Origin of the sequence: Bradyrhizobium sp. NAS96.2, assembly GCF_001908235.1 — a bacterium.
In the GTDB taxonomy this organism is placed as follows: domain Bacteria; phylum Pseudomonadota; class Alphaproteobacteria; order Rhizobiales; family Xanthobacteraceae; genus Bradyrhizobium.
In genome coordinates, this window is the sequence record NZ_LGHK01000275.1 from 1 (window position 1) to 11,638 (window position 11,638).

At 65.5% G+C, this 11,638-nt stretch carries 13 protein-coding genes; 5 read left to right on the forward strand and 8 right to left on the reverse strand.

Annotation, left to right across the window (positions count from 1 at the left end):
- Positions 1 to 718: SPOR domain-containing protein (locus tag AC628_RS39075; RefSeq protein WP_143202046.1), on the forward strand; the 718-nt coding region annotated here is incomplete at its 5' end.
- Between the two features lie 245 nt (positions 719 to 963).
- On the opposite strand, the gene AC628_RS39080 is transcribed toward AC628_RS39075, so the two are convergent.
- Complete coding sequence (locus tag AC628_RS39080; RefSeq protein WP_074131972.1) at positions 964 to 1,683, reverse strand: DnaJ domain-containing protein; 720 nt, start codon at positions 1,681 to 1,683, stop codon at positions 964 to 966.
- A 129-nt stretch (positions 1,684 to 1,812) separates the two neighbouring features.
- Between AC628_RS39080 and AC628_RS39085 the strand changes: the two genes are divergently transcribed.
- Positions 1,813 to 2,220 carry a DUF302 domain-containing protein gene (locus AC628_RS39085; RefSeq protein ID WP_074131974.1) on the forward strand — a complete coding sequence of 136 codons (408 nt, stop codon included), beginning with the start codon at positions 1,813 to 1,815 and terminating at the stop codon, positions 2,218 to 2,220.
- An 11-nt stretch (positions 2,221 to 2,231) separates the two neighbouring features.
- Here the strand turns inward: AC628_RS39085 and AC628_RS39090 are convergent, their stop codons facing one another.
- From AC628_RS39090 to AC628_RS39100, 3 genes are all read right to left on the reverse strand, one after another.
- Positions 2,232 to 2,972 carry a vWA domain-containing protein gene (locus AC628_RS39090; RefSeq protein WP_074131976.1) on the reverse strand — a complete coding sequence of 247 codons (741 nt, stop codon included), beginning with the start codon at positions 2,970 to 2,972 and terminating at the stop codon, positions 2,232 to 2,234.
- Positions 2,973 to 3,069: 97 nt separating this feature from the next.
- Positions 3,070 to 4,014, reverse strand: a complete 945-nt coding sequence (locus AC628_RS39095; protein WP_074131977.1) for an alpha/beta hydrolase family protein — start codon at positions 4,012 to 4,014, stop codon at positions 3,070 to 3,072.
- 331 nt (positions 4,015 to 4,345) lie between these two features.
- The gene (locus AC628_RS39100) at positions 4,346 to 5,122 is read right to left on the reverse strand and encodes a helix-turn-helix transcriptional regulator (protein WP_074131979.1); all 777 of its coding nucleotides are present in this window, start codon (positions 5,120 to 5,122) and stop codon (positions 4,346 to 4,348) included.
- 102 nt (positions 5,123 to 5,224) lie between these two features.
- Here AC628_RS39100 and AC628_RS39105 point away from each other — a divergent pair, with 102 nt between their 5' ends.
- Entirely contained in the window at positions 5,225 to 6,307 is a 1,083-nt protein-coding gene (locus AC628_RS39105) for an alcohol dehydrogenase catalytic domain-containing protein (RefSeq protein WP_074131980.1), read from the forward strand.
- Here AC628_RS39105 and AC628_RS39110 read toward each other — a convergent pair.
- From AC628_RS39110 to AC628_RS39115, 3 genes are all read right to left on the reverse strand, one after another.
- Complete coding sequence (locus AC628_RS39110; protein ID WP_245321552.1) at positions 6,304 to 7,305, reverse strand: serine hydrolase domain-containing protein; 1,002 nt, start codon at positions 7,303 to 7,305, stop codon at positions 6,304 to 6,306. The genes AC628_RS39105 and AC628_RS39110 overlap by 4 nt on opposite strands.
- 368 nt (positions 7,306 to 7,673) lie before the next feature.
- Positions 7,674 to 7,967 carry a hypothetical protein gene (locus AC628_RS44950; RefSeq protein ID WP_143202047.1) on the reverse strand — a complete coding sequence of 98 codons (294 nt, stop codon included), beginning with the start codon at positions 7,965 to 7,967 and terminating at the stop codon, positions 7,674 to 7,676.
- A gap of 50 nt (positions 7,968 to 8,017) precedes the next feature.
- The gene (locus AC628_RS39115) at positions 8,018 to 8,941 is read right to left on the reverse strand and encodes a division plane positioning ATPase MipZ (RefSeq protein ID WP_074131982.1); all 924 of its coding nucleotides are present in this window, start codon (positions 8,939 to 8,941) and stop codon (positions 8,018 to 8,020) included.
- Positions 8,942 to 9,214: 273 nt separating this feature from the next.
- Between AC628_RS39115 and panC the strand changes: the two genes are divergently transcribed.
- A complete protein-coding gene (gene panC / locus AC628_RS39120; protein ID WP_074131984.1) occupies positions 9,215 to 10,066 on the forward strand; it encodes a pantoate--beta-alanine ligase in 852 nt (283 codons plus the stop codon).
- Between the two features lie 144 nt (positions 10,067 to 10,210).
- A complete protein-coding gene (locus tag AC628_RS39125; RefSeq protein WP_083633295.1) occupies positions 10,211 to 10,957 on the forward strand; it encodes a hypothetical protein in 747 nt (248 codons plus the stop codon).
- A 22-nt stretch (positions 10,958 to 10,979) separates the two neighbouring features.
- On the opposite strand, the gene AC628_RS39130 is transcribed toward AC628_RS39125, so the two are convergent.
- Positions 10,980 to 11,420 carry a DUF1489 family protein gene (locus AC628_RS39130; RefSeq protein WP_050399784.1) on the reverse strand — a complete coding sequence of 147 codons (441 nt, stop codon included), beginning with the start codon at positions 11,418 to 11,420 and terminating at the stop codon, positions 10,980 to 10,982.
- Between the last annotated feature and the right edge of the window lie 218 nt (positions 11,421 to 11,638).

Below are 11,638 nucleotides of genomic sequence, written 5' to 3' on the forward strand. Positions count from 1 at the left end.
CGCCGCAGCCGCCCTGCCGTCGCCCCCGGCAAAGCCGGAGCCGCAGGCCAAGCCCGAACCGGCGCCGCTGACCTCAGGCGTGATCCAGACCCAGCAACTCGCCGCGATCCCGGGCTCGGCTGAGCCGATGAAGCCGGTCAAGGTGAAGACCGTCCAGGTCAAGGCCGGCCAGATCAAGCTCGCCGCCGCCGGCCCGGCACAGTCCGCGCCGCCGATCACCAACACGATCCCGTCGCGCGGCGAGATCCCCGAGACCTCCAACGCGATGATGGCGCGGGCCGCCGAGACCTCGAGGCCCGAGATGCCGCCGCAGCCGGCCAATTTCGGCACCGGCAACGGCATCCTCGGCGTGCTGCCGGCTTCGTCCGTGCATGCACCCGCCGCCCCAGCCCCGCAGGCCGTGGCTTCGATCGAACCGACCCGCAGCCTCCAGGCCGCCCCGCAGACCAGCACCGTCAAGCCGGGCGCCGCGCATTCCGGCTGGATCATCCAGGTCGGCGCGCTGGAATCCGAGGGCGAGGCCAACAAGCGTATCGACCTCGCGCGCAGCTCGGCCCGCGGCCTGCTCAGCAAGGCGGACCCGTTCACCGAAGTGGTCGCCAAGGACAATCGCAAGCTCTACCGCGCCCGCTTTGCCGGTCTCGAGCGCGACCAGGCCGAAGCGGCGTGCAAGACGCTGAAGCGTGCGGAGATCTCCTGCATCACCGTTCGCAACTGATCGACACGACGACCGATCTCAAAGGGCCGGCGCCGCAAGCGCCGGCCCTTTTGCTTTGTGCGTACAGCGCACGAGAAAGACTGGCCCATTCGCACGCGGCGCCACCATGAAAACTTCTCGTCAAGATTTTACGGTTAAGTTTTCCCGAAAGAACGATCGGCCACGCCGGACAGCGGCGGGCCACACGGGGCATCAATCAGAAGCGGAAGGCAGCTCTCGGCTGTGGCGTCAGTGCGTAGCCGGAGTTAGAGATGCGTGCGAAGCAGAGTATCCTTGGCCTCGTTCACACGGGCAGCGAGATACGTCGAGCCCCCCTGGTCGGGATGCAGTTTCTTCATCAGGGTGCGGTGAGCCCGGCTGATGTCGTCACGCGACGCCCCCGGCTGCAGGCCAAGGATCTGATAGGCCTCCTCGTTCGTCATTTTGCCGCTCGTCGCCGCACGGCCCTGCCCCCCTGCCCGGTCGCCCTGTGCGTCCTGACGCCAGGCGGGAAAGCGGCGGTCCAGATAGCTTTCAAGTAGCGCGACGCTTTCGGCATCGAAACTCGGCACCATCGCAAGCAACTGCGCCAGGTCGAACTCGTCGAGCATGCGGCCGGCCTGCGGTCCTGCCACGATCTGCCCGGTGAGCACGCCGCTGCCGTGATCGAGGCTCATGTCGAGATAGTGGGAGCGCACCCGCGAGCTTTGTCCGGGGCTGCGCGAACCGCCGAACATGCCGCCGAAATTGGGAAGCCCGGTGTTCCCGAACGGCGACCAGCCGAGCAGTCCGGCGCCGAAGATGCCGAGCGGGATGGCCACCGCCAGTTCGCCCCGCACGCCGGTAAAGGCCGCGACCGCAAGCGCGAGCACCCCGCCGCCGATCTTGATCGCGCGCGCAAGCACGGCGGGATTGGCCGCGCGAAACATCTGCAGCGCTGAATAGAGGACGACAACGGCGACGACGCCGGCGATCAGGGTTGGCATGCGCGGAATATAAGCGGCTCTGCGACAAAAAGCATGCGAAGCTTCGTCTCACCGGAGCGTGAAGCCCCTCCGCGTGGCGCCGCCCGCTGCGATTGGGTAGCTTGCGGCAACCGCGCTGGAGCAAACCTGATGGCGATTGACGGACTGATCAGCCTTCGCAGCAATGTCGGGCCAAAGGAGACTGCCGACCGGCTCAAGGCCGAACTTCAGGCCAGTGGGCTGACCTTGTTTGCGCGGATCGATCATGCTGCGGGCGCCGCCAGCGCCGGCCTCGCGCTCCGTCCGACCGAGCTCTTCGTCTTTGGCAATGCGAAAGGCGGCACGCCCTTGATGCAGGCTGCGCAGACGATCGGGATCGATCTGCCGCTCAAGGCGCTGGTCTGGCAGGACGACGCCGGCGACTGCTGGCTCGCCTACAACGATCCGGCCTGGCTCGCAGAACGGCACGGCGTCGCCGAAACGACCAGACAGGTCACGGCCAACATGTCGACGCTGCTCGGCACGATTGCAAAAGCCGCAACGTCAGGCAAAACCTGACGCGGCGCGGCCTATTTCATCTGGCCGATCAGCTTGGCCGCGCCGCTCGTGGTCTTCGCCAGTTGCAGCAGCGCCTCGCGGCCGCCGGCAGCATAGGCCGCGGCGGCACGCAGCAATTCGCGGAGCTGTGCAGCCGCGCCGGGATCGAACCTGCACCAGGCGCCGCCGGTCAGCCGCGCGATCTCGCGAAACGTCTGCTCGGCGGTGGCGTCCGCGCCCTCCTGGAACATGAACACCGGCACCTTGAGCAAGCCGAGCTCACCGGCGCTTGCGCACAGCGCGTCGGCGCTCTCCTCCATCGCATCACCCACGAACACCAGCGCGCGCACGCCTGCCGCAACCGCCTCGCGGCGCGTCTCCGACAGCACCTTGCCGATCTGGGTGTTGCCGCCCTGGCAGTCGATCTTGCTCATCAGCCGCGCAAGCTGCGCGCTGTCGGAGATCCAGCCGGAGGCACGGCACTCGTTGAAGCCGCGATAGTAGACGAGGCGGATGTCGAGGCTGCCGAGCGCGCCGGCCTCGCGGAACATGTCCGCCTGCAGCGTGCACGCCAAGTCCCATGTCGGCTGCCGGCTCATCGTGGCGTCGAGCGCGAACACCAGCCTGCCGCGCGCGCCGGCGCGATGCGGCGACATCGCCCGTGCCTTCGCCACGAACGCGGCGATGTCGTTCGAGCTCGACGTCGGTACGTCAGGCGTATTGGCCGGGCGCACCTCGCTTCCGGATGTCGGTTTGATCGTCTTGCCAGCCATCAGCGCTTGCCTCGTACAGCAAACACTATGTGGGCCGCGGCATCGGATTGGTCAACGTGACGAGCCGGCCTGCCCGGATCGGATCCCGGGCAGCTGGTCAGTTCGTGACCGACGGACCCTTCTTGGTCTCGGTCTTGCTCAGCGAGAGCGACTTCTTGAGCTTCTCGCCGAAGGTCTGGGACGGCTTCTCGACCGGCACATAGAGCGAGACCGGGCCGGGCTCCAGGATCTTCGGCGGCGCATTGCGCGTGTCGACCGGCGCGACAGCGCTGTCGGTGTCGGCCAGGAATTTATCGAGCATGGCCTGGATCGAGTCCTTGGCCTTCTCGGGTCCGGTGTCGCGCATGTCGTTGTGCTGGAAGTTGGTATTCACGACGGTGATGCCGGCCTTCTCGCACTCCTCCTCGTCCGGCACCACGCCGGGATCGGGCTTGAATTGCTGATCATGCGAACGGAACGACAGAATCTTGAACTTGCCGTCGGTCATGAACGGCACACGCAGATTGTCCAGCGTGACGACCTTCTTGATCTCGTCCGGATACTGCTTGGCGAAATACATCGCGATGTCGCCGCCATTGGAATGGCCGACCATCGTCAGCTTGCTGTAGTCCGCATTCGGCTGGCGCTTCTTCATCTCCTCGATGGCGAATTTGATGTTGGTGATGCCGCGCTGATACTGCGGCAGACGGCCGACATAGAGCTCGCCGACCTTGGTCACCATCGGTCCATCCGACGGCAGGTCGTTCTGAATGCTGATCGTCAGATAGCCGCGCGCCGCGAACACGTTCGCGAGGAAGGAATATTCGGTGAATTTGACGGTATTGCCATGATTGAGGATCGCAACCGGAAGCTTGATCATGCCAGCGTCGGCCTGCATCTCCTTGTCGAAGCGCACCGCAACATCGACCGCGACCGGCCGCTCATCGCGCGTCGGATCCTTGAACATGAGGGTTTCGTGACGGATCGCCCACTTGCTCGCGGTGAAATACGCACCCGTGATCACCACGGAGAGCGAAAGCAGAACGAGAATTCCACGCTTCATGACGTCCTCGAGGTGCCCGCCTTGACAGGCTATTTTGGCCGGAGGCTCTTCGGCCTCCTTTTGAGAATATATGTCACAGCGCCGTGACAGGAAGTCCAAATATTGTGGCTTCCGTGGCATAACGTTGTGCGTTGCACCTATAGTTTGTGCAGGTGCACACTACCAACGCGACGGCTCGCACTCTCCTCTTACCCCTATGACGTCAGTTTCCAAGGTTGCGTTCGAGCCACGTTCGAGCCTTGGATCGACGTTGAGGGAAAACCGGATTCCGGCACCTTTGTTCCGGCTTTTTGGCCGCTCTGTGACAAAAATCACCGGAAAACCACGGATTTCAACCGATTTCGGTGTAGATGATCAGTTTTAGGCCCGGATCGTCATTGGCCTGGAAGGTGGCGTATTCAAAGGTCAGCCGGCCGCGCTTGGGATGATTGAGCGCCTTTGTTCCGGCGACGCTGACGCTGACGTCGTGGGTCCCCCACCAGCCGTCGAACTCCGGACAACCTGCGCGAAGCCGCGCCTGCAGATCAAGGAAGGCCGGATCGCCGGCCCAGAGGTCGTGCGTCCGGCGGAACTGCGTCACGATGCGCCGCGCCTCCTCGGTCCAGCTTGCGCCGAACAGCTGCCGGCTCTTGGGGTTGGTCAGCACGAAGAGCAGAGTATTGCGCTGGTCCTCAGGCATGCGGCCGAACGCGAAGACCTCTTCCGCAGCAGCGTTCCAGGCCAGCACGTCCCACCGCCGCCCCGTGACATAGGCCGGCTGGTTGAGGCTTTCGACGACGCGCCGGATCGCAGGCGGAACGGTCTCGGCCGCAAATGGCCGACGGTCGCCATCCTTTGCAAGCGCCCGCAGATGCGCGTGCTCGGCCTTGCTGAGACGCAGCGCCCGCGCCAGCGCGTCGATCGTGGTGGCGGACGGGCTGACGGAGCGGCCTTGCTCGAGGCGGACGTACCAGTCGACCCCAATGCCGGCGAGCTCGGCCACCTCCTCGCGGCGCAGGCCGGGCGTTCGGCGCCGCCGCCCAGCCTGCGTGCCGGTGAGCTTGGGCGTCAGCTTCTGCCGCCGCGATCGCAGGAAATCGCCAAGTTCGCTTTGCCGCGCAGTGGCCATCACCGGCTCCTGAGTAGGTCTGACAATCCTAGGATAATACCAGGTCTTCCTGGCCGCAACTGAGCGCGGGATGATGCCGATCTCAGCAAGGGATGAGATCAGATGAAAGCAGCAGTTCTAAAGTCGTTCGGCTCTCAGCTCGTGATCGAGGAGGTCCCCGCACCGGTGATCGGAACGGGCGAAGTCCTCGTCGACGTCGCCGCGACGCGCGTCCTCTCCTACACCAACGAGGTGTTCAGCGGCGAGCGCCGCTACCTGCTCGAGTTGCCGGCCGTTCCGGGTCTCGGCGCCATCGGACGGGTTCGCGCGGTCGGGCCCGACGCAACCCACCTGGCCGCCGGCGATTGGGTGTACTGCGATCCGACTTTCCGCTCGCGCGACGACAGCATCTCGCCGGACATCACGTTGCAGGGCTGGAGCGCGCGCGGCGAAGGCGGGCTGCGCCTGCAGCGGCACTTCCGTCACGGCACGTTTGCGGAGCAGACGCTGCTGCCGACCGAGAACGCCAAGCGGATCGGCGCGATCGATCCGGCCGACGCGCCGTCATGGTGCGCGCTAGGCACCTGCCTCGTGCCCTATGGTGGATTCCTGGCCGCGCGCCTGCAGCCGGGCGAGACCGTGCTGGTGAACGGCGCCACCGGCAATTTCGGCAGTGCCGCCGTTGCCGTCGCACTCGCGATGGGCGCCGCCTGCGTCGTCGCCCCCGGCCGCAACGAAAAGGTGCTGTCCGATCTGGTCCGCCGCTTTGGCCCGCGCGTGCGCACCGTGACGCTCGGCGGCAACGAGGACGACGATCGCGAACGCATGCGGCACGCCGCGCCCGGTCCGATCGACTGCGTGCTCGACCTGATGCCGCCATCGGTGACGACGCCGACCGTCCGCGCCGCGATCATGACGGTGCGTTCCTACGGCCGGGTCGTCTTGATGGGCGGTGTCGGCATGCAGGGCGGCCCGGGGCTCGACCTGCCCTATCCCTGGATCATGCGCGAATGCATCACCATTCACGGCGTCTGGATGTATCCGCCGGAGGCGACCTTCGGCCTCGTCAACCTCGCCCGCGCCGGGCTGTTGCGGCTCGATCAGTTCGAGGTCTCGACATTCGATCTCGACCACGCCAATGACGCGGTCGCGCATGCCGCCGCCAATAGTGGGCCGTTCAAGATGACCGTGCTGACGTCGAACTAGGCCGGAGGCGAAATCCCTTTCAGGACGTCCTTGAAGACGCCGTACTGCGCTTGAAACGCCCGCGGGCTGTAGTCCTGGTAGTATCCCCCGGTGACCACGACGACGAGATCGAGCTCCGGGACGACGCGGATCGATTGCCCGCCGCGCCCCAACGCGCCGATCCACTGGACCGCGCGCCCATTGAACTGGGCACGACCGAGCCACCACAGGTATCCATATGACTGACGGTCCGATGCCTTGAGTTTCGATTGCGTCGAGGTCTCGATCCATGCCTTTGGGACGATCTGGCGACCGTTCCAGCGGCCCCCTGCGAGCACCAGCTGGCCGATCTTCGCCATGTCGCGCGGCCGGAGGCGCAAGCCGCCACCGGCGTCGCTATCCCCTTTGACCCGGCTCCATTCGAAGGCAGAGATGCCCAGAGGCTCGAACAATTCGGCGCGCGCAAATTCATCGAGCGGATGTCCGGTCGCCTTACGGATGATGGCCGACACCAGCGTCAGCGCGCCGGTGTTGTAGAGGAACTGCTGTCCCGGCTCGCCCGTTACCGCAAGACCGAGGACGTAGCGACACGGATCCGACGCCTTGTGCATCCGCACCTCGTCATTGTCGTCTCCGGTCGCCGGCGTCGCCTCCACCCACGCCAACCCCATCGACATGGTGAGGGCGTGCACCAGCTGGATGCGGTCCTTGTCGGGGGACCGCAGGTCAGACAATTCGGGGAAAAAGCTGAAGATCGACTCGTTGACGCTGCGTATCAGCCCGCGATCGATCGCGATCCCGACGGCGAGCGAGGCGACGCTCTTCGAGACCGATTTCAAATTGTGCAGCGTATCGGCATTGAAGGCGACGTCTTCGACCCGGGTGCCGTAGAAGCGGCTGGGGACCTCGTCGTGGCCCCTGAAGTAGCGCGCTCGAACTCCAGCCTGCCGCCACGGACCACCAGCACGGAATGGATGTTGCCGTCGCTCGAGGCCGCGATCCGATCGGCCATGCCGCACAGCGCCGGGCGGTCGATGAGCTTGCCCTCGGTCACGATGGCGACGGGCCAGCCATCGTCTCGCCCGACCGGAACGCTGCAGCCGTCGGCGGGATCCGCATAGACCGGCAATCCGGAGAGCGGTGCCAACGCAGCTCCGCCGAGAAGTGACATGAATTGGCGCCGTTCCATTCAATCCTCGCTTCGCAGTTTGCGACCGCCCAAGCCGATCGTTCGGAAAGCCTGCCCGAGAATTTCAGCCCGCGCTCGCCGGCTTCAGAATTCGGCTGACCGATTCCTCAGCCCGGTTGGCCGATTCCTGGGCGGTGGTCCTTTTGCCTGGATCGGGAGCCACCTTGGCCAGCGCAAGCTGCCTGAATTCGGTCGGGGTCAGATCGGTGGCCGCCTTGAAGGCCCGGTTGAACGGCAGGCCGTCTCTGGATGTTCAGCGGCCACGATCATAATGACCGCCGTGGTGATCGCCAGCAAACCGATGTCGTTGCGGCGGCCCGCCAGCATTACGGAAGCATGCAAACGCCCCATGCCCCATGGGATCGAGCGCACGCGCGCAATTTCGGAATATTGGAAAAATACCGGTGAGTTGCCCGACGTGTCAAGTAGCCTGGTCGAACGCCGGCCACCGCCGGCTGCTTTGCATGGGGTTGTTTTCGATATTTTGGCCACCCGCCTCCCGCGCGAGCGACCTGGAAGCGGACCCTACGAATTCACGGTCGCTAGCTGCCGATGATGTCGTCGACTTCGAGCGGCTTGTCGACCTGGCTGAACCATTCGGCCCGGTTGGCGGCCCGCCGGCGGCCGCGTTCGTCGAGCGGCAGCTTGAGCTGGCGGAGCAGGCTCATCACCTCCTCGCGGGCGGTGACGTGGCCGAGGTTCGGGCGGGTGCCGAGCGTCGCCTCGTCGATCTCGTCGAGCGCCGTCAGCCCGCGCGGGAAGAATTCGCGATAGACCACCCGCTCGGCAAAGCCGTCGACCGCGCGGAACCCAAGCCGGAGCGACAGCTGCTTCAAGCCGTCGGCGACCAGCTGCTTGTTGCGCGAGCCGAGCATCGACAGCCGGTTGCGCACCACGATCCAATCGGTCGAGGCGCCGTCGAGCTGGCGGCGCTTGCGTCTGGTGTCGCGCACCATCTCCGCGTAATGGCTCTCGCCGATCACCGAATAGGTCGCGGGATCGACGGTGCCCAGCACGTCGAAATCGAGGAAGCTGTCATTGATCGGCGTCACCAGCGTGTCGGCCATCGAATGCGCGAGCCGCATCAGGTAGCTGTCCGAGCCGGGGGTATCGATGACGATGAAATCATAGGCACGTTCGACCGCGCTCACGGCGGCCATGAACTGCTGGAACTCGGCGTTCTCGTTTTCCTCGATCTGCATCGTCTCGCCGTACTTGATGCAATGGTGCGCGGGAAGTTCGAGATCGAGCCCGGAGCGCCGCGCCCAGGCCTGGCGATTGCTGATGTAGCGCGTGAAGCTTTGCTGGCGGCAGTCGAGATCGATGGTGGCGACGCGCTGTCCGGCCTTCAGGAGCGCAACGGCGATATGCAGGGCGGTGGTCGACTTGCCCGAACCACCCTTCTCGTTGCCGAGCACCACGACATGTGCGGAGCCGGATTGACCCTGACTAGCCTGCACCAACATGATTCAATCCCCACGATGATCTTCAAATCGTGCACGGCTGCGGTCAAGTGAAATGCATCACTGCAAGAGGAAATCAATTGCAGCCGACCTTAATGATGAATCGAACGAGCAGCCGGCTGCGTCGATCGGCGGCACGAGGCCCGCGATCCATGCGCATTCGAGATCGGGTAATGCTCGTACGGCGGTTTGCCGACAGCGGTTCGGACTTGGTAAGCTGCGCTACCTGCCGAACACCAAACATCCCACCCGGATTGCCCCACGAGTCGAGACCAGATGCCGAGAAATCCCACCGTCGTCCGTACCGTCCCTGCCCTTCGTCGCGCCGTCGACACCCTGCGCGCCAAGAAGGCGACCGTCGCGCTGGTCCCAACCATGGGTGCGCTGCATGACGGCCATGTGTCGCTGGTGCGGCTCGCCAAGCGCCGCGCCAAGCGGGTCGTTGTGTCGATCTTCGTCAACCCGACCCAGTTTGCGCCGACGGAAGATTTCGGTTCGTATCCGCGCACCTGGAAGGAAGACGTCGCCAAGCTTGCCGCCGAGGGCGTCGACCTGATCTGGCACCCCGAGGTGAAGGCGATGTACCCGGACGGCTTCGCCACCCGAATCGTGCCGGAGGGACCGGCGACCGCCGGGCTCGAGGATCGCTTCCGGCCGCATTTCTTTGGCGGCGTCGCCACCGTGGTCGGCAAGCTGTTCACCCAGGTCCGGCCCGATGTTGCGATCTTCGGCGAGAAGGACTTTCAGCAGCTCCGGGTCGTGACCCAGATGGCCGCGGACCTCGACCTCGGCGTCAAGGTGATCGGGTCCAAGACGGTGCGCGAACGCGACGGCCTCGCGATGTCCTCGCGCAACGTCTACCTCTCGCCGGAGGAACGGCGCGCGGCCCCCGAGCTCAACCGCGTGATGAAGCAAGCGGCAGGCCGCCTGCGCGCCGGCGAGGACACCGCAACCGCAATGGCCGCCGGCGCCGCAGAGATCACCAAGGCCGGCTTTGTGCTGGATTATCTCGAGGTCCGCCACGCCGCCACCCTGGCGCCGATCCGATCTCTGAAGGACGGCCCGATGCGGATGCTGGTCGCGGCAAGGCTCGGCAGCACGCGCCTGATCGACAACATCGCGGTCTGAACCGGGTCCGTAAAGTGTGATGCGGTTCACGCGCAAACAAGCTGCGAACCTGTAATGAAGGCCCCGGCCTCATCCGTGCGGCCGGGTCGTGCTCGCGCCACGCTCGCGACGCGGGGATGATCGCGCCTTTCACAGTCGGTCGGAATGAGCAGGTATTTCAGGCAAGGCATTCTTCTCGGCATCGCGCTATTGGCCGCTGGCCTGGCGCAGGCGCAGACCCGGCCGCCGGTCGGCGGCGTCAATTCGGTGCCCGGCGCGATGATCTTCTATGTTGCGCATGGTGCGTCCGATGCCTGCGGTCCAGGTTGCTCGGACTGGATCGCGGCCGAAGGCTCCGTGCAGTGGGACACCTACAAGCGCCTGTTGGCGATCCTCGACCGGCAGAACGGCCGCAAGCTCCCGGTGGTGATCAACATCAAGGGGAACTCCAACCTCAATGTCGCCGCCAGCCTCGGCCGCATCCTGCGCGATCGCAGCATCGATGCCGTGGTCGCGGCGACCGAGGTCGAGGCCTGCGCCGGAAAATCCGAGGAGGAATGCTTCGCGCTCAAGCGGCCCGGCGGCCCGCTGGATGCGAAGGAGAAGCTGTCCGGCATCGCCTGCGATTTCGCCTGCGTGCTGATGCTGTCGGGCGGCGTGCATCGCAGCCTGCTCGCGGGCAGCCACGTGGTGCTGAGCGGCATGGCGATCCAGAACCGGCTCGCGCCCAACGTCTCGGCCGAGCGTCGCGAGAGCCTGACCTCGATCTTCACCGACCAGTTCCGGCGCTATCTCGGCGAGATGGGAATTGATCACGAGCTACTCGATGTCGCCGTCAGCAATGCGGGCGGCGGCCGCTATGTCGAGATTCCGGCGTCCGAATGGAGCCGGCTGCGTCTCGTCACTCAGTAATTGCACAGAGCAATCCGATTGCTCAGAGCAATCCGAGGTCGCGCAGCTCGCGGCGCATCGGCTCCGGCATCGACGCCACGCTGGCCGCGCTCGACTTGGTGAGATCGGCGGGCGCGGAGTCCGCGGTCAGATAGCGCCAGCCCTGGAACGGCCGCATCGGCCGCGGCGAGACGGCGATCACCTTGGGCTGCATCACGATGCGGCAGCGTCCGATGCCGTCCTTGTCGCGGAACGGCTCGATCGCGATGATCTTCTCGCGCGCCGCGATCTCGCCGCGGATCACCCAGTACAGCGATCCGCCGGCGAGGATCTCCTCCTCGCGCTTCGGCGTCATCCGCGTGATGTGGACGTGACGGAGCGGCAGGCCCTTTTTCTTGGCGGTCGCCATCCGTTCGGCGACCCAGCCCTTGAGTTCCTTGACCGAGTCGCAACCGACGGCGAGCTTGATGAGATGAAGCGGCATACGGCGGATGTAGCGGCCGGCGCGCACTTTGGAAAGGGAGCGATGGAAGCGGCAGTGGATATCGGGATTACCGCCGGGAACAATGCAATGACGGCGGCTCAGGCCGCCGTCATCACGCTCAGGCCCACGCCTAGTCCTGGCTCGCGGCCGCCGGCGCACTTGCCGCAGCAGGTGGCGGCGCCGCTGGCGCAGCAGCAGCCGGCGCGATCTGGACTGGA

Bases quoted from the DNA above. Each gene is read 5' to 3' on its own strand.
- AC628_RS39130 (WP_050399784.1), bottom strand. From the start codon at position 11,420: ATGCCGCTTCATCTCATCAAGCTCGCCGTCGGTTGCGACTCGGTCAAG.
- AC628_RS39080 (WP_074131972.1), bottom strand. From the start codon at position 1,683: ATGCCAACCCTGATCGCCGGCGTCGTCGCCGTTGTCGTCCTCTATTCA.
- AC628_RS39115 (WP_074131982.1), bottom strand. From the start codon at position 8,941: ATGTTGGTGCAGGCTAGTCAGGGTCAATCCGGCTCCGCACATGTCGTG.
- AC628_RS39125 (WP_083633295.1), top strand. From the start codon at position 10,211: ATGAGCAGGTATTTCAGGCAAGGCATTCTTCTCGGCATCGCGCTATTG.
- AC628_RS39105 (WP_074131980.1), top strand. From the start codon at position 5,225: ATGAAAGCAGCAGTTCTAAAGTCGTTCGGCTCTCAGCTCGTGATCGAG.
- panC (WP_074131984.1), top strand. From the start codon at position 9,215: ATGCCGAGAAATCCCACCGTCGTCCGTACCGTCCCTGCCCTTCGTCGC.
- AC628_RS39100 (WP_074131979.1), bottom strand. From the start codon at position 5,122: ATGGCCACTGCGCGGCAAAGCGAACTTGGCGATTTCCTGCGATCGCGG.
- AC628_RS39085 (WP_074131974.1), top strand. From the start codon at position 1,813: ATGGCGATTGACGGACTGATCAGCCTTCGCAGCAATGTCGGGCCAAAG.
- AC628_RS39095 (WP_074131977.1), bottom strand. From the start codon at position 4,014: ATGAAGCGTGGAATTCTCGTTCTGCTTTCGCTCTCCGTGGTGATCACG.
- AC628_RS39090 (WP_074131976.1), bottom strand. From the start codon at position 2,972: ATGGCTGGCAAGACGATCAAACCGACATCCGGAAGCGAGGTGCGCCCG.